At 75.6% G+C, this 19,540-nt stretch carries 19 protein-coding genes; 17 read left to right on the top strand and 2 right to left on the bottom strand.

Annotated features, from left to right (window positions below; translation table 11 throughout):
• Positions 1-5 precede the first annotated feature (5 nt).
• The 13 genes from ACO0M4_RS19850 to ACO0M4_RS19790 all read left to right on the top strand — a co-directional run bounded on the left by ACO0M4_RS19850 (position 6) and on the right by ACO0M4_RS19790 (position 12,825).
• Positions 6-2,093, top strand: coding sequence for a tetratricopeptide repeat protein (locus ACO0M4_RS19850; RefSeq protein ID WP_430372084.1), 2,088 nt, complete (start codon positions 6-8; stop codon positions 2,091-2,093).
• An 81-nt stretch (positions 2,094-2,174) separates the two neighbouring features.
• The gene (locus ACO0M4_RS19845) at positions 2,175-2,867 is read left to right on the top strand and encodes a response regulator (RefSeq protein WP_430373861.1); all 693 of its coding nucleotides are present in this window, start codon (positions 2,175-2,177) and stop codon (positions 2,865-2,867) included.
• Entirely contained in the window at positions 2,867-4,015 is a 1,149-nt protein-coding gene (locus tag ACO0M4_RS19840) for a sensor histidine kinase (RefSeq protein ID WP_430372083.1), read from the top strand. The genes ACO0M4_RS19845 and ACO0M4_RS19840 overlap by 1 nt, the downstream gene beginning before the upstream one ends.
• A 343-nt stretch (positions 4,016-4,358) precedes the next feature.
• Positions 4,359-4,628, top strand: a complete 270-nt coding sequence (locus ACO0M4_RS19835; RefSeq protein ID WP_390011172.1) for a hypothetical protein — start codon at positions 4,359-4,361, stop codon at positions 4,626-4,628.
• Positions 4,629-4,699: 71 nt separating this feature from the next.
• On the top strand, positions 4,700-5,314 hold the full coding sequence (locus tag ACO0M4_RS19830) for a stage II sporulation protein M (protein WP_430372082.1): 615 nt from the start codon (positions 4,700-4,702) through the stop codon (positions 5,312-5,314).
• Positions 5,314-5,976 carry a hypothetical protein gene (locus tag ACO0M4_RS19825; RefSeq protein WP_430372081.1) on the top strand — a complete coding sequence of 221 codons (663 nt, stop codon included), beginning with the start codon at positions 5,314-5,316 and terminating at the stop codon, positions 5,974-5,976. The genes ACO0M4_RS19830 and ACO0M4_RS19825 overlap by 1 nt, the downstream gene beginning before the upstream one ends.
• A 99-nt stretch (positions 5,977-6,075) precedes the next feature.
• Positions 6,076-6,516: a hypothetical protein gene (locus tag ACO0M4_RS19820; protein WP_430372080.1), complete on the top strand. Its 441-nt coding sequence runs from the start codon at positions 6,076-6,078 to the stop codon at positions 6,514-6,516.
• A complete protein-coding gene (locus tag ACO0M4_RS19815) occupies positions 6,513-8,315 on the top strand; it encodes a hypothetical protein (RefSeq protein ID WP_430372078.1) in 1,803 nt (600 codons plus the stop codon). The genes ACO0M4_RS19820 and ACO0M4_RS19815 overlap by 4 nt, the downstream gene beginning before the upstream one ends.
• A complete protein-coding gene (locus tag ACO0M4_RS19810) occupies positions 8,312-8,929 on the top strand; it encodes an ATP-binding cassette domain-containing protein (protein ID WP_430372077.1) in 618 nt (205 codons plus the stop codon). The genes ACO0M4_RS19815 and ACO0M4_RS19810 overlap by 4 nt, the downstream gene beginning before the upstream one ends.
• Positions 8,926-9,867, top strand: coding sequence for an ABC transporter ATP-binding protein (locus tag ACO0M4_RS19805; protein ID WP_430372075.1), 942 nt, complete (start codon positions 8,926-8,928; stop codon positions 9,865-9,867). The genes ACO0M4_RS19810 and ACO0M4_RS19805 overlap by 4 nt, the downstream gene beginning before the upstream one ends.
• Positions 9,868-9,870: 3 nt before the next feature.
• Positions 9,871-10,698, top strand: a complete 828-nt coding sequence (locus ACO0M4_RS19800) for an ABC transporter permease (protein ID WP_430372074.1) — start codon at positions 9,871-9,873, stop codon at positions 10,696-10,698.
• A gap of 158 nt (positions 10,699-10,856) precedes the next feature.
• Positions 10,857-11,927 (top strand): HpcH/HpaI aldolase/citrate lyase family protein, encoded by a 1,071-nt coding sequence (locus tag ACO0M4_RS19795; RefSeq protein WP_430373860.1) that lies wholly within the window; start codon positions 10,857-10,859, stop codon positions 11,925-11,927.
• Between the two features lie 4 nt (positions 11,928-11,931).
• Positions 11,932-12,825 (top strand): HpcH/HpaI aldolase/citrate lyase family protein, encoded by an 894-nt coding sequence (locus ACO0M4_RS19790; protein WP_430372072.1) that lies wholly within the window; start codon positions 11,932-11,934, stop codon positions 12,823-12,825.
• Between the two features lie 75 nt (positions 12,826-12,900).
• Here the strand turns inward: ACO0M4_RS19790 and ACO0M4_RS19785 are convergent, their stop codons facing one another.
• Positions 12,901-14,016, bottom strand: a complete 1,116-nt coding sequence (locus ACO0M4_RS19785; protein WP_430372071.1) for a CapA family protein — start codon at positions 14,014-14,016, stop codon at positions 12,901-12,903.
• A 75-nt stretch (positions 14,017-14,091) separates the two neighbouring features.
• A complete protein-coding gene (locus ACO0M4_RS19780) occupies positions 14,092-15,150 on the bottom strand; it encodes a helix-turn-helix domain-containing protein (protein ID WP_430372069.1) in 1,059 nt (352 codons plus the stop codon).
• A 51-nt stretch (positions 15,151-15,201) separates the two neighbouring features.
• Between ACO0M4_RS19780 and ACO0M4_RS19775 the strand changes: the two genes are divergently transcribed.
• The 4 genes from ACO0M4_RS19775 to blsF all read left to right on the top strand — a co-directional run bounded on the left by ACO0M4_RS19775 (position 15,202) and on the right by blsF (position 19,519).
• A complete protein-coding gene (locus ACO0M4_RS19775; protein WP_430372068.1) occupies positions 15,202-15,603 on the top strand; it encodes a cupin domain-containing protein in 402 nt (133 codons plus the stop codon).
• 500 nt (positions 15,604-16,103) lie between these two features.
• Complete coding sequence (locus tag ACO0M4_RS19770; protein ID WP_430372067.1) at positions 16,104-17,408, top strand: hydroxymethylcytosylglucuronate/cytosylglucuronate synthase; 1,305 nt, start codon at positions 16,104-16,106, stop codon at positions 17,406-17,408.
• A gap of 114 nt (positions 17,409-17,522) precedes the next feature.
• A complete protein-coding gene (gene blsE, locus ACO0M4_RS19765; RefSeq protein WP_430372065.1) occupies positions 17,523-18,551 on the top strand; it encodes a cytosylglucuronate decarboxylase in 1,029 nt (342 codons plus the stop codon).
• Positions 18,539-19,519 carry a CGA synthase-related protein gene (gene blsF / locus ACO0M4_RS19760; protein WP_430372064.1) on the top strand — a complete coding sequence of 327 codons (981 nt, stop codon included), beginning with the start codon at positions 18,539-18,541 and terminating at the stop codon, positions 19,517-19,519. Before blsE ends, blsF begins: the two co-directional genes overlap by 13 nt.
• Positions 19,520-19,540: the final 21 nt, after the last annotated feature.

Below are 19,540 nucleotides of genomic sequence, written 5' to 3'. Positions count from 1 at the left end.
GGCACGTGGAGAACCTCCACTACCACCCGACGGGGGCCGGGCGGGCGCCGCTCGGCTGGCCGCACCAGGTGGGCGTCGTACCGCCCGAGGCCCACTGCTTCCAGCCGCGTGACGCCCGCGGCGCGGGGGACGATCCGGCGCCGTGCCGGATCCTGTGCGGGCTGGGCGGGGCCGGGAAGACGCAGTGGGCCGCGCGGCTGGCGCGGGAGGCCCAGCGCACCGGCGCGGTCGCCCTCCTGGTGTGGGTCACGGCCAGCACCCGGGAGGCGATCGAGTCCGTCTACGCCCAGGCGGGCCAGGAGGTCGCCGGGGCCGACCCGACCGATCCCCGGCGCGCCGCGCAGCAGTTCCTCTCCTGGCTGCAACGGACCGAGCGGCGCTGGCTGATCGTGCTGGACGACGTCGCCGATCCGGCGGACCTCCGGGGGCTGTGGCCACCGCACCGTCCACAGGGGCAGGTTCTGGTCACCACGCGCCGGCGGGACGCCGCCCTGATGGGGCAGGGCCGCGCGTTCGTCGAGGTGGGGGTGTTCACCCCGGACGAGTCCCGCTCGTACCTCGGCACGAAACTCGCCGCCCACGGACACCGGATCACCGACGCGGCGGCCGCGGAGCTCGCCGCGGACCTCGGCCACCTCCCCCTGGCGTTGGCCCAGGCGGCCTCCTACCTCACCGATCAGGGGCTGTCGTGCGCCGAGTACCGGCGGCGGCTCCGCGACCGGCGCAGGTGCCTGCCCGACCTCCTGCCGGAGCACGGTGAGCTGCCCGACGACCATCGGGAAACCGTGGCCGCCGTCTGGGAGTTGTCGATCGAGCGCGCTGACCAGCTGCGGCCCCGCGGGCTGGCGCGCCCGTTCCTGGAGATGGCCTCGGTGCTGGGCCCGCACGGCATCCCGGCCGCGGTCCTCACCGGCGAACCCGCGCGGGCCTACGCGGGCGGCTGCCCGGTGCCGGACGCGACCGGGGACGGGGCGGAGGAGGGCCGGTACGACGACGTGCCGGTCGAGGACGCGCACGCCGCGCTGCGGTGCCTGCACCGCCTCAGCCTGATCACCCTGGACCCGGACGACGCCCGGCAGACGGTCCGGGTGCACGGGCTCGTCCAGCGGGCCACCCGGGAGTCCCTGGCCCCCGAGCGGCTGGCCACGGCGGCGTACCACGCGGGCACCTGCCTCCTCCTCGCGTGGCCCACCGCGGCCCACGAACAAGGCGGGCCGCTGGCCCGGATGCTGCGCGACAACGCCGATGCCCTGTACGACATCGCCGGTGAGGCCATGTGGCCGCTGCACGGCTACTACGCCTTCAACCAGAGCGCGGACAGCTACGGCTGCGCCGGTATGCAGTCCAAGGCCGTCGCCATGCTGGAGGAGCTGCGCACGTCCGCGCTCCGCCACCTCGGAGCCGATCACGCGTACACCCTGAAGGTGCAGTACAGGCTGGGGTACTGGCGGTCCCGCAACAAGGACGCCGACGCCAGTGACGCCCTGGCGGACGCGCTCGAAAGCCACCGGCGGGTCTACGGCGACGACCACGTGCAGACCCTGGCGGTCAAGGGCCACCTGGCCGAGCTGCTGGGACGCGGGGGACTCCCGCACGGCGCGGTCCACGTCTTCGAGGACATCCTCGACACACTCCTGCGCAGCCATCCCGACGAGCGCGTGCGGATCCTCGAAGCCCGCTGCCAGATCGCCTTCTGGAACGGGTTGGCGCACCAGGACCCGGCGCAGATCCCCGTCTTGGAGCACTTGCACGACGCCCTGCTCGCCGAGCTCGACGCCGACGACGAGCTGGTGCTCACCTCCGCCCACAACATCGCGGCGCTGCGCGGTGAATGCGGAGACCCCGCGGGGGCGGCCGCCCGGCTCGAAGAGGTCGCCCGCATCGAGGCGCGGACCCGTGGTGCGGACCATCCGGAAAGCCTGACGACCCGTCATAACCTGGCGTTCTACCGGGCGAAGGCCGGCGACCTCGACCGGGCCGTGGCGGAGCTGAGCGCCGTACTGGACGACCGGCGGCGGGTCCTCGGCGAGAACCATCCGAGCACCGACAACACCCGCGACAAACTGGCCGAACTGCGCGCATCGGCCGGGTGAGCCCCCTCCCGGACGGCCCGGAACGGACTTACGGCACGCTTAAGTATATTTATGCCTCAAGCGATCCGAGGGGGACAGTTCGTGATGCGCGTGATGGTCGTCGACGACGAGCCGCTGCTGCGGATGGGGATGCAGCACATCCTGCGGGCGGAACCGGACATCGAGGTTCCGGTGACCTGCGAGGGATGGGAGGCGGTGGCGGCCGTCGAACGGCACCGTCCGGACGTCGTCCTGCTCGACATCCGGATGCCGCGGGTCGACGGACTGTCGGTGCTCGCCGAGCTGCGGGCGCTGGCCGATCCCCCGGTGGTGGCGATGCTGACGACGTTCTCCGCGGACGAGGACATCGCGGCGGCGCTGCGCGGCGGGGCGGCCGGGTTCCTGCTGAAGGACACCGCGCCGCAGGAGCTGACGCATGCCGTGCGGCTGCTGGCCGCGGGCGGGACGGTGCTGTCGCCGACGGCCGCCGACACCGTGCGGGACGGGTTCCTCAGCTCGGTGGCCGGGGCGCCGCCGGCCGTGGGGGCGCCCCGGACGGCCGGCGGGGCGGCCGGGAGCGGACTGACCGAGCGCGAACGCGACGTGCTGGCACTGCTCGCCGAAGGACTGTCCAACGCGGAGATCGGGCGGCGGCTGCTGATCAGTTCGTCGACGGCCAAGGACCACGTCAGCGCCATCCTCACCAAGCTGGGGCTGGCCAACCGGATCCAGGCGGCGGTGTACGCCCACCGGCATGCGCTGACCACGGGCGGTGCGGCCGCTGTCGGTGGGTGATGAGGCGGCCGCGGGGCACGGTGGACGCGGCGGCGGTGACGCTGGCCGCCGTGGAGATCCCCACCGTGTGGAGCCTGATCGGGCCGGTGGAGCTGGTGCTGTACGCGGGGACGGCGCTGCTGCTCCTGGCGCGGCGCCATCTGCCGGTGCCGGTACTGGTACTGACCCTGCCCGCCGCGGTGACGGGGCTGCTGCTGGCACCGATGATCGCGATGTGCCAGGTGGCCTACGGCACGGACCGGCGGGCGGTGACCGGGGCCTGCGCGGGGTTGCTGTTCGCGGTGGCGCTGGTTCCGTGGCGGCCGTCGGAGGCCGAGGTGTGGTCCTTCGAGGACGGGCTGCTCGGGGTGATCTCGTCGGCGCTGCTGGCGCTGGGACCCACGGCGCTGGGGGCGTTGGCCCGGACGCGGAAGGAACTCACCTCGCGCATCGAGGAGTTGACCCGCAGTCGGGAGCGGGAACGGGAGCTGTTGGCACGGTCGGCGGTGGCGGAGGAGCGGACCCGGCTGGCCCGCGAGATGCACGATGTGGTCGCCCACAACGTCAGCCTGATCGCGGTGCAGGCCGGGGCGCTGCGGAGCACCACGGGCGAGGACGCCGCGCGGGAGACCGCGGCGACGATCGGGGAGCTGAGCCGCGGCACGCTGCACGAGCTGCGGACGCTGGTGGGGGTGTTGCGGAGTGGGTCGGCGCCGGGCCCGGTGGCGGCCGGTGAACCGGCGTCGGAGGGGCCGGGGTTGGCGGAACTGCCCGGGCTGCTGCGGGCCAGCGGGGACCACGTGCGGTACGAGGGGGCGGCGGCCGGGCGGCGGTGGCCGGCGCCGGTGGAGCGGGCCGCGTACCGCATCGTGCAGGAGGCGGTGACCAACGCCCGCAAGCACGCGGCGGGGGCCGGGGTGACGGTGGCGCTGCGGGACGGCGGTGCGCGGTCCGCCGCCCCGGCGGGCGGGACGCTGGTCGTCGAGGTGCGGAACGGGCCCGGGGGCGCGGTGGCGCCGGACGGCGAACGACCGTTGCCGTCGTCCGGGTTCGGGCTGGTGGGGCTGCGGGAGCGGGCCGAGCAGCTCGGGGGTCGGCTGGAGGCGGGGCCCACCGACGACGGCGGCTTCGTGGTGCGGGCGGCGCTGCCGGCTCGGACGACCGCTTAGGGCCGGTCCGGTGGATCAGGCGGGTGGATCAGGCCGGTGGATCAGGCCGGTGGATCAGGCCGGTGGATCAGGCCGGTGGGCCGCTTCGATGGTTGCGGCGCGCGGCGGGCCGGTGGGTGCGTAGCGCGCGGGGCCCCCGCCGATCGGCGGGGGCGCAGAGCAGACGGTCGGCGGATGTACCGGGGCGTCCCTGGTTGGCAGCATTTCGTGGGGTTCGACCCGCACGACGTCGGCCCCGCCCTGAGGAAAGCAGGGCGGGGCCGACTCCCATGGCCATGGGCTTTTCAGGATAAGCACGTCCTTTGACCACGGGACCGGTACACCCGGTCCTGGGAGGTATCTCATGAAGAAGTCCTTCAGCCGCGCGGCCGTTGCCGGCGCCAGCGTCGCCGTCGCCGGTAGCGCCCTGCTGTTCCTGGGCGTTGCTGCCCCGGCCGTCCTCACCGCGTTCTTCGGCTTCACGTCCGCGCAGGCGACCGGCGCCGCGACCGCGATCATGGCCGGCATGGACGTCGCCACCGCGCTGTCCATCTTCGGTGGCGCCACCGCCGTCGGTGGCCTCGGCCTCACCCTGCTCCGCAAGGCCGTGGGCAAGAAGGCCATCGTCAAGTAACGCCGTCACCGGGGTCGCTGCGCCGGCTTCACCGCCGCGCGGCGGCCCCGGTCGTACCGCCGGGACACTCCATGGCAGCGCTCGTCACCTCCGAACACCACGCGGCACACACGGCGCCGGACGGCCCCCCGGGCCGGCTCGGGACCCGATTCCTGGGCGGCTGGGGACGCCTGCTGCGCCGACAGCGGGCCGCGCTCGTCGTCGGCAACCTGCTGTGGCTGGGGCCCATCGCCGCCGGCTGCGCCCTGGGCGACCGGCTCGACTTCGGCGTCCGGCCGCGCACCGTGCCCGCCGGCGGCGACCTGTGGTGGTCGATCGTCGGCACCAACGCGGGCGTCGCCCTGCTCGCCTTCGCCGGGGTCCTGACGTTCGGGCTGGCCACCATCGCCTTCAGCCTGGTCTCCGGGCTGCTGACCGGACTGGGGATCGCCCAGGCGACGGCGGTGGCCGGATGGGGCGACCTGGCCCGGCACGTTCTGCCGCACGCATGGCTGGAACTCCCCGCCATCGGGATCGCGGTCGGCGCCGGTGTGGTGCCGTTGATCGCGGCCGCCCGGTGGCTGGCCGGCAGGGGAGGGGCCCGGCCGTCGCTCCGGGACGTACTCGGCGACGCCTTCGGGCTGCTGGGGACGTCGCTGTTCCTGCTCCTCATCGCCGCAACGATCGAGACCTGGGTGAGTACCTGATGCACACGACGTCCCCGGAACGGGCCTCGGCCCCGACCCCGGCCGCGGACGGCGCCGGCGACACCACCGGCGACACCGCCGGCGCGGGGGCGGCGCATCCCGCCGATCCGGCGCCCGACGCCCCGCGGGGTGCCGCGGTCGCCCGATGGGCGCAGCTCGGCGGGCTGGTGGCCTGCGGTGTGCTGCTGCCCGTACTGATGGGGCGGTTCTGGGACCTCTACCGTTCCGCCGCGGCGGACAAGCTGCCCCGAGGGACCGCCGGACAGTTGGACGTGGCCGCCTGGGCGGCCTGGGCGACGAGTTGGCTCTTCAACGGCGTGGCGTACGGGGTGCTGGCCCTGGCGCTGGGTGCGCTGGGCGCGGCCTGTTGCCGCTGGGCCGGGGCGACCGGCGACTTCCGCGGGCTGCGGTGGACGGTGGGCGCGGTGGCCGCCGGCTATCTCGCCCTGCGGCTGGCGGTGTTCCTCGTACTGTCGCTGGCGGGCGCGGACGACCGTGCGCTGCTCGACTGGCTCTCCGCCTCCGAACCGAGTCTGCTGCTGCTCTGGGCCGCCACCGCCGTGGTGCTGCGCCGCGCGGCGCCGGAACTGCGGCCGCTGCACACCGCGTGGTGTGCGGGCGCGCCCGCCCTGCTGCTCGGGGCGCTCTTCGCCGTGCTGTGAGCCGCGCGGCACCGGCGCCGCGCGGCTGCCGGGACCCGCGCCCGCCGAGAGAAAGCCCCCGGCCGTGAAGGCCCCTGCCGAGAGGAAGCGTCCCCCCACATGACCGTGCCCCGCGCCGCCACCGCCTCGACTTCCCTGCGGTGGCGGCGGTTCGCCGTGTGCAGCGTGCTGCTCAGTGCCGCGATCGCCTGGTGCCGGGCGGCGCTCTACACCGTGCAACGGGACGAGGTGCGGGCCGCGGTCGCCGGGGCGCCGCGCCTCGCCGACGCCAACCGCCCGTTCGTCGCCGACGCCCAGGACGTCCTCCAATGGGCGTGGTGGGGCTTCCCGGTACTGCTGCTGGTGCTGACCGCCGTCGCCCTGGTGCTGCGGATCGGACAGTTCCTGCTCATCGGTGTCAGCGGCGCGGTGGGGCCGGCGCTGGCGGCGAGCGGGTTCCTCTTCCCGGGGACCGGTCCGCTGCGGGCGCTGGCGGTGGCGTTCTTCGTGACGCTGCTGTGCGCGGTGACCGCGACGGTGCTGCCGGGGCGGCCGCGATGACCGAGCGTGCGCCGGTGGCCGACGGCGCGGTGGAGCGCGGGGTGCGGGTGCGCCGCGCGGTACGGCGGCAGGTCCGCGCGGTGGTCGCGCTGGCGCTGGCCGACGGGCGGCGCAGGCTCAACTTGCTCCAGGGGCGGGCCACTCCACGGTGGGCGCAGATCGCCACCGTCGGCTGCTTCGTTCTGGGGGCGATGGCCGCGCTGGCCCTGGCGGTCGGTGCCGGGCTGCTCGCCGCGCACACCCTTCCGCTCGCCTCCGCCGATCCGGCCGGGCTGGCGCGGTACGCCTGGCTGCCCGCGGTCCTGGTGGTCGTCGCCATGGCCGCCGGGGCACGCCCGAACGAGGTCCGCCTGGTGGCCGACCCGCCGGACCGGGCGGTGCTGCTGTCGCTGCCGGTCACGCCCGGAGCGCTGTTGTTCGTGCGGGCGGTGGGGCCGGCGCTGGCCGCGGCCGGCGGGGCGGCGGTGACGGCCGGGGCCTTCTTGACCGCCTGGCTGGGCGGCTCGCCGGCCGGCAGTCGGCTGCTACCGGCGGCGCTGACGCTGACCGGGGGACTGCTGCTCGTCGGGCTGGTCCTGCGGCTGACCCTGACCGGGCTGCTGGCGCTCGCCCGGGACGGTGCCGCCCGGCTGCGGACCCTGCTGCTGGCCGGCGGCGCCGGGGTCGCCGCGGGGCTCGTGGTGGCCCCGTTCACCGCGGGGTTGCGGGAGCACGGGCCGCTGGCCCAGGCCGTGCCGCGGCTCGCCGGGCAGGCGCTGAACGCCGTACGCCCCACCTGGTGGGACGCGTTGGTGGGCGGTGGCGCGCCCCGTATCGCGGCCGTCTGCGCCGCCGTCGCGCTGCCGCTGGCCGGTCTCGCGGGCGGGCTGCTGCGGCGGGCCGCGCGCACCCGCGTGCTGCGGGCCGACGGCGCCGGCCCGGTACCCGGCTCCGCGCCGTCCGGGCAACTGCCGCGGGCCCGCGGCAGGTTCCGGTGGGACGGGCTGCACCGGCGGTCGGTGCTCGGGGTGTTCCTCGCCAAGGACCTGCGGGCGGCGCTGCGCGGCCCGACGGCGGCCACCCTCGGGCTGCGGCGCTGTCTGCTGGGCGGGGTCGCGCTGCTCGGCGCGGGTGCCGGGCATGTGCTGGGCACCGGCGGCGCGGGCCCGCTGGCCGTGCCCGCGGTCACCGCGGTGGGGGCGCTGGTGGGCGGCGTCCTGCTGGTGGCCGACGAGGCGGTGCAGGTGGCCGGCGTCGAGGCGGAGCGCACGGCCTGGGACGCGCTGCGGCAATCTCCCCTGTCGACCGGTCAGTTGATGGTCTGCAAGGCGGTGTCGTTCACGGTGACCGTGCTGGGCTTCGTGGCGCCGGGGGCGGTCGGCTGGGCCCTGCTCACCGGCGGGACCGGCCCCGACCTCGGCCCGCTGCTGCTCACCGCGCTCGCCGCGGCCTGCGCCGTCGGGGCGGCGGCGGTGGCGACGTCCACCGTGATGCCGCCCGCCGAGCACAGCGGCCAGGGGCGGGTCACCCGTTCCCCCGCCGCCGGGGTGCTCCAGGCGACCCTGACCGGCGCCGTCATGCTCCCCACCATCGCGCTGTTCCCGCTGACGCCGCACGAGGCGCCGCTGCTGCGCGCGCTGCCGCCGTTGGTGACCTGCCTGGTGCTGGGGGCGGCGGGCGCGGTGCTCCTGGCCCGCTCCGCGCGGCCGCGGCGCCGGCCGGGCGCGGCTCCGCCCTCCTCCGCCTGCGCACCCGCACCGGGCCGGCCTCCGCACGGCTCCGCAACCACCCCCCTCGATCGAAAGGCGACACCACGGTGATCACCCTGCGCGGGCTGACCGCGGAACACGGCGGACACCCGGTACTCCGGGGCGTCGACGCCGAGTTGGCGGTGGGCGAGTTCGTCCACCTCATCGGGGAGAACGGCAGCGGCAAGAGCACCCTGCTGCGGGTCGTCGCCGGACTGCACGCGCCCGGCGGCGGCGACGTGCGCATCGGTGGCCACCGACCGGACGCCCCGGAGGCGAAGGCGCTGCGCGGCTTCGTCCAGGACGACCCCCCGCTCTACGACTACCTCAGCGTGCGCGAGCAACTGGCCTTCACCGCCCGCCTGTGGGGGTTGCGGCCGGCCGCGGCCCTGACGGCGCTGGAGCGGTTCGGCGCCAGCCAGTGGGCCGACCACCTGGTCCGGGAGCTCTCCCTGGGCACCCGTAAGAAGGTCGGGCTGGTCGCGGCCACCCTGCACGCCCCGCGGCTGGTCCTGCTCGACGAGCCGTTCAACGGCCTGGACCACGCGGCGGTGGACGCGCTCACCGCCCTGCTGGCGGAGTGGAAGCAGGAGGGCCGGACGGTGCTCGCGGTCAGCCACGACCACCACGGGTTCGACGACCTCGTCGACCGCCGGATGCGGCTGGACGGGGGGCGGTTGGCGTGATCGACCTCCAGGGCCTGACCAAGCGCTACGGCGACCGGACCGCCGTCGACGACCTCACCTTCCGCGTCGAGCCCGGCGCGGTCACCGGCTTCCTCGGCCCCAACGGCGCCGGCAAGTCCACCACCCTGCGGATGGTGCTCGGACTGGACCGCCCCACCGCGGGCCGGGCCACCGTGCTCGGCCGGCCGTACACCGCGATCCGCTACCCGCTGCACGAGGTCGGGGCGCTGCTGGACGCCCGCGCGCTGCACGACGGCCGGACCGCGCACGGCCACCTCCGGGTACTGGCCGCCGCCAACCGGATCCCGGCCCGCCGGATCGATGCGGTGCTGGCCCAGGTGGGGCTCCAGGAGGTCGCGGGCACACGCGTCAAGGGCTTCTCGCTCGGCATGCGGCAGCGGCTCGGCATCGCGGCGGCCCTGCTCGGGGACCCCGCCGTGCTGCTGCTGGACGAACCGATCAACGGCCTGGACCCCGAGGGCATCCGGTGGGCGCGCGACCTGATGCGCCAACTGGCCGCCGAGGGGCGGACGGTCCTCGTCTCCAGCCATCTGATGAGCGAGATGGCGCTGACCGCCGACCGCCTCGTCGTCATCGGCCGCGGCCGGCTCCTCGCCGACACCACGGTCGAGGAGTTCGTGGCCGGGCACGCCCGTCGGGTCGTCCACGTGCGCACCCCGCACCGGGACCGGCTCACCGCGCTGCTGACCGGGGCCGGCATCGCCCACGACGCCGCGGAGGAGGCCCTCCGGGCGTACGACACGGACGCCGCGACGGTGGGCGAACTGGCCGCTTCGGCGGGCCTGACCCTGCACGAACTCCGTCTCGAACACGCCTCGTTGGAGGACGCCTACCTCGGCGTCGTGGCCGCCGCCACCGAATACCGCACCGCCCACCGCGGCGACCCGGCCGTCCCCCCGCCGCACCAGGGAGCCTGACCCGTGCCCGCACCCACCACCGTCCCCGCCGGCGCCGCCTCCGCACCGCCCGGCGCCGCCGCCCTCGCCCGCGCGGTGCTGCACGCGGAGTGGATCAAACTCCGCACGGTCCGCTCCACGTTCTGGTCGCTGCTGACCGCCGCGCTCCTGACCCTGGCCACCGGCGCGGCCCTGTGCCTCCTCACCCGGTACGCCGCCCGGGAGTTGGAGCCCGCCGACCGCGCGGCGCTCGACCCGACCGCCACCAGCCTGTCCGGCATGGTCCTCGGCGAGTTGGCGATGGTGCTCTTCGGCGTCCTGGCGGCCTCGGGCGAGTTCGCCACCGGCATGCTCAGCACGTCCGTCCAGGCGGTGCCGCAGCGCGGGCTGCTGCTGAGCTGCAAGGCCGCGGCGGTGTTCACCGTCGCCCTGCTGACCGGCTGCGCCACCTCGCTCACGGCCTTCCTGACCGGCCAGGCCGTCCTCGGCGACCTGGCGACCTCGCTCACCGCTCCGGGCGTGCTCCGCGCCGTCCTCGGCGGCGGCCTCTATCTGGCGATGCTCGCCCTGTTCGCCCTGGGCGTCGCCACCGCCCTGCGCCATCCGCTCCTCGCCCTGGGCCTGCTCGTCCCTCTCTTCTTCCTCGTCTCCCCCCTCCTCGGCGCGCTCCCCGCCACCGCCCGCTTCGCCGCCTACCTCCCGGACGCCGCCGGCTCCCACCTCACCGAAGTCCACCCGCCGGCCGACGGCCTCGGCCCCTGGCCGGGCTTCGCCGTCCTGGCCCTGTGGGTCGCCGCCGCGCTGGCAACGGCCTACGTGACGCTCAGGGCGCGGGACGTACGACAGGGGTGAGCGCCGGGCCGGAGGTGCCCGCCCGCTCCGTCGCACCCCTTCGCGTTCCGTGATCAACGGCACACATACTGCGCGGTAACAAGCGCGGGCCCGCGGGCCTAGAGTGTGCGCCGTTGGCCGGCTCGGGGCCGGTTGGTCGGTACGAGGTGGGAGGCATGGTGCGTTCTCCGAAGGACTTTTTCCGTCCGTTGGCCGTGGGGGCTCCGGAGCCGGTGCGGGACGTGCCGTTCCGGCCGTCACGGATGATCCACTTCTTCGATCCGGGCAATCCGCGGATGGCGGCCAAGGTGCCGGACATCGCACCGGACGTCGATGTGCTGCTCGGGAACCTGGAGGACGCGGTCGCCGCGGACCGCAAGGAGGCGGCGCGGGCCGGGCTGGTCGAGATCGCCCGCGGCACCGACTTCGGCGCGACGCAGTTGTGGACGCGGATCAACAGCCTGGACTCGCCGTGGGCGTTGGACGACCTGCTGACGCTGGTCACCGAGATCGGCGACAAGCTCGACGTGATCATGGTGCCGAAGGTCGAGGGCGCCGAGGACATCCACTACGTCGACCGGCTGGTGGCCCAGTTGGAGGCGAAGGCCGGGGTGCGGCGGCCGATCCTGCTGCACGCCATCCTGGAGACGCCGCGCGGGGTCGCCAACGTGGAGGAGATCGCCGGGGCCAGCCCGCGGATGCAGGGGATGTCGCTGGGGCCGGCGGACCTGGCGGCGAGCCGACGGATGAAGACCACCCGGGTCGGCGGCGGCCACCCCGGCTATCTGGTGCGCCAGGATCCACAGCCGGGTGCGGCGGACGCGCCGCGGGCGGTGTTCCAGCAGGACCTGTGGCACTACACGATCGCGCGGATGGTGGACGCCTGCGCGGCGCACGGGATCCTGCCGTACTACGGGCCGTTCGGCGACATCAAGGACACCGTGGCGTGCGAGGACCAGTTCCGCAACGCGTTCCTCCTGGGGTGTGTGGGGGCGTGGAGCCTGCACCCGGTGCAGATCGGGATCGCGAAGAAGGTGTTCTCGCCGGCGCCGGACGAGGTCGCCTGGGCGCGCCGGGTCATCGCGGAGATGGGCGACGGGACGGGCGCGGTGATGATCGACGGGAAGATGCAGGACGACGCCACGGTCAAGCAGTGCCGGGTGGTGGTGGAGCTCGCCGAGGCGCTGGTGGCGCGGGATCCCGCACTGCGGGCGGCGTACGCGGCGGCGAGCGGCGAGGGAACGGAGTAGGGCCATGGGTGCGACGGGCGAGACGCCGGCGGGCGTGCGGGCGCGGCGGTCGGTGCTGTACATGCCGGGCGCCAACGCGCGGGCGCTGGAGAAGGCGGCGTCGCTGCCGGCGGACGGGCTGATCCTGGACCTGGAGGACGCGGTCGCCCCGGACGCCAAGGAGGCGGCGCGGGAGCGGGTCGCGGCGGCGGTGGCCACCGGCGGGTACGGCCGTCGGGAGGTCACGATCCGGGTCAACGGGCCGGGCACGCAGTGGTTCGCGGACGATCTGCGGGCGGCGGCGCAGGCCGGTCCGGACGCGGTGGTGGTGCCGAAGGTGGAGTCCGCGGACACCGTGCGGGAGGTGGAGCGGCGGCTGGAGGCGGCCGGCGCCCCGGACCACACGGCGATCTGGGCGATGGTGGAGACGCCGCGGGCGATGCTGGACGCCCGCGCGGTGGCCGGCGCGAGCGAGCGGCTGACGGTGCTGGTGATGGGCACCAACGACCTGGCGAAGGAGCTGCACGCCGCGCACGTGCCGGGCCGGGCGCCGCTGCTGACCGGACTGTCGCTGGCGCTGCTGGCGGCCCGCGAGGCGGGGAAGGCGATCCTGGACGGGGTGTTCAACAACGTCAAGGACCTCGCCGGGTTCGAGGCGGAGTGCGTCCAGGGCCAGCAGTTCGGGTTCGACGGGAAGACGCTGATCCATCCCTCGCAGATCGAGCCGTGCAACCGGGTGTTCGCCCCGGCGGAGGCGGAGGTGGACCGGGCCCGGAAGATCATCGAGGCGTTCGAGGCCGCGGCCCGGGAAGGCCGCGGGGTGGTCACCGTGGACGGGCGGATGGTGGAGAACCTGCACGTGGAGGAGGCGCGGCGGGTGCTGGCACTGGCCGCGGCGGTGGCGGACTCCGGCCAGTAGGGCGTCGCCGACTCCGATCCACCGGACCGGCCCCGGGCCCTGGGCCTGGGGCCGGTCCCGGCACGCCGGCTCCGGTCAGGCCGGGCGGAGCGTCAGGGCGGGGGCCGGGTCGGTGGTCAGGACGCCGGGGGCGAAGCCGCGGGCGAGGCGGTCGAAGAGGCTTCCGAGCCAACGGGCGTCCACGACGGAGGCGTGCCGCAGCCGCATCCGGTGGGCCTGGAAGGGGACGATCCGCAGCTCCCGGAGGCGGCCGGTGCCGGGCTCCAGGGCGGCGAGGTAGAGCGGACGCAGGTCGTCGCGGTAGCGCTCGTAGCCGGTGATGCCCTCGTAGTCGTCGATGAAGTCGCCGCACCCGTGGAGGATGAGCTTGCCCGCGTACACCTCCACGGGGCGCGGGTGGTGCGCGGAGTGGCCGTGGACGAGGTCCACACCGGCGTCGATCAGGGCGTGCGCGCAGGCGGTCTGGGCGCGGGGCACGGTGTAGCCCCAGTTGGAGCCCCAGTGCACCGAGACCACGGCCAGGTCGCCGGTCCGTTTCCGGGTGCGGAGCAGGGCGGCCGCCGCGGCGGCGGCGGCCGGCGTGGGGCCGTCCGCCCAGTGCACGCCGCCGTGCCGGGCGGTCGCGGCCCAGGTGCGGGGGATGCCGCTGGACGGCATGCCGAGGGCGAGGACGAGCAGCCGGTGACCGTCGGGCAGGGGGACGATCGCGGGGCGACGGGCCGCCTCGGCGTCGGCGCCGGCGCCCGCCGTGCACAGGCCCGCGGCGGCCAGGCTCCGCAGGGTCTCGGCCAGCCCCTCCCGGCCGAAGTCCAGGACGTGGTTGTTGGCCAGTACGCACACGTCGGGGCGGGCGGCGGCCAGGCAGGGGAGATTCGCCGGGTGCATCCGGTAGTGGATCTGCCGACCGGGGGCGAAGGTGCCGTGCCGGGTGACGGAGGTCTCCAGGTTGAGCACGCGGGCGGCGGGGGCGGCGGCGTCGAGGGCGGCCAGGGCGTCGCCCCAGGGGTAGCGGACGTCGACGGGGCAGGGGACCGGACCGTTGGCCGTCTCGGCCAGTCCGACGTAGATCCGGGCGTCCTGGACGTACGGTTCGCGCAGTTCGGGGTCGCCGGGGCAGGGCAGGATCTGGTCTACTCCGCGGCCGAGCATCACATCGCCGCAGAGTGCGAGGGTGACGGGATCAGCGGTCATCGACGCACACCGGCTTCCTTTTCCCAGGTTAGGGGCCGGACGGCCTGGTGGCCGGGCGACCGACGGGGCGGTGTTTCACGTGAAACGGCGTGTTTCACGGGAAACGGCGCGTCCCTCGTCGGTGGCCGGTCCGAAGCGGCGGCGGTAGGCGGACGGGGTCAGGCCGGTCTCGCGGCGCATCAGGGCGCGCAGGTGGGTCGCCGTGCCCAGGCCGCTGCGCCGGGCGACCACGTCGAGGCGGCTCTCCCCGCGTTCGATCAACCGGCAGGCCAGCGCGACCCGTTCGCCGGTGAGCCAGGCCAACGGGGTGGTGCCCAGCTGGGCACGGAAGCGGCGGTGCAGGGTGGCCGGACTGACCGCGGCGCGGGTGGCCAGGTCGAGCACGGCGAGCGGGCCGTCCAGGTGCTCCTGGGCCCAGGCCAGGAGCGGGGCGAGCGACTCGTCCGGCACCCGGGGCACCGGGCGGTCCACGAACTGCCGCTGGCCGCCGTCCCGGTGGGCGGCGAAGACCAGCCGGCGGCTGACCGTGTTGGCGATCTCCGCGCCGTGGTCGCGGCGGACCAGGTGCAGCCCCAGGTCGAGCGCGGCCGCGCTGCCCGCCGCGGTGAGGATCTCGCCATCGTCCACGAACAGCACGTCGGGTTCCAGGTGGACGGCGGGGAAGCGGGCCTGGAAGGCGTCCGCCCACTGCCAGTGGGTGGTGGCCCGGCGGCCGTCGAGGACGCCCGCCTCGGCGAGGGTGAAGGCCCCCGTGCAGAAGCTGACCAGCCGCGCGCCGCGGGCATGGGCCCGGCGGACCGCGTCGAGCAGGGCGGGGCGGCGGGGCACCTCGACGTCGGGTCGGTGGGGGACGATCAGGGTGTCCGCGGTGTCGGCCGCCGCCAGACCGGCGACGCCGGTGAGGGTGAAGAAGCCGTCGCGCATCAGGGTCCGCGGCTCCGGCGCGCAGAGCGCGAAATCGTAGAGGTCCCGGCCTATTTCGGGGCGCTTGAGGCCGAACACCTCGATCGCGCAGCCGAGTTCGAAGGGGTTGGTGTTCTCGTCGACGACGGCGACGACGCGGTGCGGTGTGCGCTGCGGTGCGCGGTGCGGGCGGTCCGGTGCGCGGTCCGGTTGCGAGGATCGTTGCGGCATATGCGATTCCTAGCACTCACGGCGGCCGGGCGGACCGGACAGGATCGGATCATGAGCACACACACGAACCAGCCGCTGGAGCTCGCCGCGGCGCTGGCCTCCTTCGACGCCCTGTGGAGCCCCCGGATCGTCACCCGGGTCAACGACTACGACGTCCGGGTCGCCAAGGTCGCCGGCGAGCACCTGTGGCACGCCCACGACGACACCGACGAGTTCTTCCTGGTACTGGAGGGGGAGCTGTTCATCGGGTTGCGGGAGGAGGCGGGAGAGCGCACGGTCCGGCTCCCCAAGGGCGCCGTCTTCACCGTCCCCCGGGGCACCGAGCACAAGCCGTCCGCCCCGACCGGCGCCTCGATCCTGGTCTTCGAACCCACCGGGACGTCGACGGTCGGCGACCGGCACGAGGAGATCCCCGACCACGTGGACGCGACCACGGGGCACGCGCTGGCGTGACCCGCCCGAGGGCGACCCGGTGGCGACGCCGCCCGGGTCGCCCTCGCCGTAGTCGCGGGGCCGGGCCGTCGCGGGGGAGGGCCCGGCCCCGCCACCCGGATCCGTTCCGGCCGGGCGGTGGTGCACGGCCGCGGGGTGCGTGCGGGCGCACGCCGCGCGCAGCGGGAGGCGCGGCGTCCAGGGCGGTGAGCATCGACGCGGCGGTACGGGAACGGGGATGGCCTCCGCGGATCCCGCCCGCTCCCGGGCCCGGGCGGGACGGGCGGGTGCTCACCGCCGGTGCGAGGTGCGGCCAAAGGTACGTCTGGGGCGCGGCCTGGCGGCCATGCCGGACACGTCAGGCGATGGACGGTCAGTGGCCGGATTCCATCGATATGGGGCTTGCGGGGGCGAGCGTCCGGGCCCGATCGTGAGCCCCGCAGCTCCCCGCCGGGCGCCGTCCACGCCGCCTCGTACGGGACCTCGTCCGCCGTCCTGCACAAGGGAGTTGAAGCCACGTCATGCGTCGTGTGTCCGGTCCCGCCGCCACGGTCGCCGTCGCCGGCGTCGAGTTCGGCTGGGGCAGCTCCGGCAAGCTGAGCGCCCTGCTGACCGCGCTGTGCGAGCGGTCCGAACGTCCCCTGCGGTTCGTCGGCCTGGCCTCCGGACTGGGCCGTCCGCTACTGGCCGGGCAGGGGATCGAGCGATGGTACGACCTGCCGGCCACGGCCGGGCCGGCCCGGGCCGCGGTGGCCGAGGTCGTCCGGGACGAGCGGGTCCGGGCCGCACTGGTGGTGCTGGACGGCGCCGCCGCCAAGGCGCTGGAAGACGCCGGGGTGCCCACCGTGTTCGTGGACAGCCTGCCGTTCCTGTGGACCGAGGGGGACCGGGACACCCTGCCGCTGGAGGTCTCCGCGTACTGCGCCCAGCGGTGCCCCGAACTCCCCGACGCCTGCCGGAGCGTACTGGGATCCGTCCGGGATCTCCGCTGGGTCGAGGCGGTCATCGGGAGCGCCGGGCCGGTCCCCGCCCGGGCCCGTCGGTCCGCCCCACGGCCCGGCGGGAAGGCCCTGGTCAACCTGGGCGGACTCCGGGCCCCGGGACTCGCCGACTGGACCCGGTACCCGGGGATCGTGGTACCCGCCGTGCTCGCGGCGCTGGCTGCGTACGGGGCCAGCGAGGTGCATGTGGCCGGCAACCTGCCGCGGGAGCTGGTCGAGCGGCTCGCGGCCGGGATGTTTCACGTGAAACCGGAGACCGGGCCCGTTGGCCGGCCGATGACGGTGACCGCCGGGGCGCTCCCGCACGGGGAGTTCCTGGCCCGGCTGGCCGACTGCGAGGTGCTGCTCACCTCCCCCGGGCTGACCACGCTGTTGGAGGCCGGCAGCCTCGGCGTCCCGACCGTCTGCCTGCCGCCGCAGAACCTCAGCCAGATCTTCAACGGGCGCTTCCACAGCCGGGCCGTGGGCGCCGACGTCCGGGTCGTCTGGCCGTCCACGGTGTTCGCCGAGGAGACCGCCATGGCGCTGCGGTCCGGCGGCGAGGACGCGGCGCTGCGGGTCGTCTACGACGGGATCGCGGCGGCGTACGGCGACGGGGAGACCAGCGCCAACGGCGGATACCCGGAGCCGCACCGCGCACCCGGAGCCGCCGGGGCGAGCCCGGAGGTGGTCGCCGCCGTACGGGACGGCGTGCTGACCGCGCTGCGGACCGCCGGGCGGGGGGCCGACTGGGGCGGGCTGACCCGCGGCATCGGCACCGGAGGCGCGGCGCAGGTCGCCGACGCCGTGCTGGCGATACTCGCCCGGGCCCCGCTGCCCGCCTGACCAGGCCCCGGCCTGCGCCCCGCCCGGCCCCGGGCTCCCGTCTCCCCTCCACCGCCCCACGGCGCTGCCCTGCCCTGCCCAGGAAGATCCCTCCACCAGGAAGATTCCGCCGCCATGTCCGCTGCCCCGTCCGAGGTCCTGCCCGACGCGCCCACCAGACGACGTCCCCGCTACCTGTTCATCCGGATCCTGGAAGCCTGCAACGCCGACTGCTTCATGTGTGAGTTCGCGCTCTCCCGCGACCCGTTCCGCTTCTCCCCCGAGGACTTCGCCGAACTGCTGCCCAAGGCCCGGGCCGCCGGGGTGGGGTACGTCCGGTTCACCGGCGGTGAGCCGCTGATGCACCGGGACGTCGTGGACCTGGTGCGGGCCGGTACCGACGCCGGCGTGAAGATGTCGATCATCACCAACGGCATGCTGCTGCCGCGGATGGCCGAGCGGCTCGCCGCGGCGGGACTGGCACAGGTGATCGTCAGCCTGGACGGCGCCTCCGGCGCCACCCACGACGTCTACCGGCGGTCCCCCGGCATGTTCGACAACGGGCTGCGCGGGCTGCGGGCCGCCGCCGCACTCGGCGTCCTGCCTCGGGTCAACACCGTCGTCGGACCCCACAACTACGCCGAGATGCCCGCACTCCAGCGGGTGTTGACCGAGGCCGGGGTGCGCCAGTGGGAACTGTCCGCGCTGAAACTGGACCGCTCCATCAGCTACCCCGACCCGGACCACGTGCGAGCGGTGTGCGACCCGCTCTACGCCGCCGACCCGGCCACCGTCCTGGTCCCGCTGGGGAAGCGGTTCTACGGGGACACCCCGGAGGAACAGCAGCGGTACTTCACCGCGTCGGTGACGCCGCGGGCCTCCCGACCGCTCTGCCACGTCGTCGACGACGTCATCTACATCGACGGCAAGTACGGGCGGATGTACGCCTGTAGCTGCCTCCCGCACCGGGAGGACGACGGCGGCCCGGGCGGCGCCCCGCTGCGCGAGAACGGGGCGATCCACCTCGACACCCCGGTGTTCCGACGCCATGCGGCGCACTTCCGGGAACAGGGGCCGCAGTCGTGCGGCGGCTGCTCCACCACCGCCGCCGGCTACAGCGACGACGTGGCCCGGCTCGGGGCGGTGGCACCGTGGCGGTACTGAGGACCGACGGGGCCCCGCCGACCGGCGACGGCCCGGCGCGCCACCGGGTGCTGCTCGTCTCGCGCGACGCGGAACTCGATGCGGTGCTGGCCCGGCGACGGATCGCGGCCCACCTGAGCGAACTCCGCCCGGTGACCCTCCCCACCGCCGACCCGGCGGCCACGGCACCGGACCACGGCGAGCCCGTGGAGGTGGCACTGGTCTGCGACGACCCCACCGCCACCGGGCGACTGCTCGGCCGGGGCGTCCCCGTGGTCCACCTGCGGTCCGGCCACCGGCCCGAACCGGCCGCCGACGCCGCACCGGTGGACGCTCCACCGCCCGGCGCGCTGTGCCGGGTGCACCGGCCCGGCTGGCTGCCCGGACCGTGGCCCCCGACCGCCGGCACCCGGCCCACCGGCGCCCTCGCCCCCGCCCGCCCGGCCCGCGACCGGCGGCGCACCGGCACCCTCCTGCTGCTGTCCCTCTGGGGCGTTCCGGCGGACCGGGCCGACGCCTACGCCGCGGAGGTGCTGCGCCCGCTGGTACGCGCGGCGGTGCGCCGGACGGGCAGCTGCGAGGTGGTCACCGACACCCGGAAGGGGGCCGTCCGGGACGCGCTCGGCGGGCTGACCGGCGTCCGGGTCGGCCGGGCCGCCGACGCGGGCGTGGACCCCGACGCCCTGCACGCCCGCGCCGACGTCTTCCTCACCTCGCCCACCCTGGGCGCCCTGACGCTCGCCCAGGCGCGGCGCGCACCGCTGGTGTTCCTGCCACCGCTCGGGGCGGCCCAGCAGGACCTGGCGGAACGGGTGGCCCGGGCAGTGTCGGTCCCGGTGGCCGACAACCCGGACGACCCGGCGCTGTGGGCGCCACCCGGGGGCCCGGCGGCCGACCCCTGGCACGACCTCGACCCGGCCGCCGACGACCTCCGCGGCGCCCAGCGCGTCGCCCGCACCCTGCGCCAGCTCTGCCTCGCCCCCCTGTGACCGTTCCGCCACCACGGTCCG

This window comes from Streptomyces sp. RGM 3693 (genome assembly GCF_050471125.1).
Taxonomy (GTDB): domain Bacteria; phylum Actinomycetota; class Actinomycetes; order Streptomycetales; family Streptomycetaceae; genus Streptomyces.
This window is presented reverse-complemented; position numbering and strand designations above follow the sequence as displayed.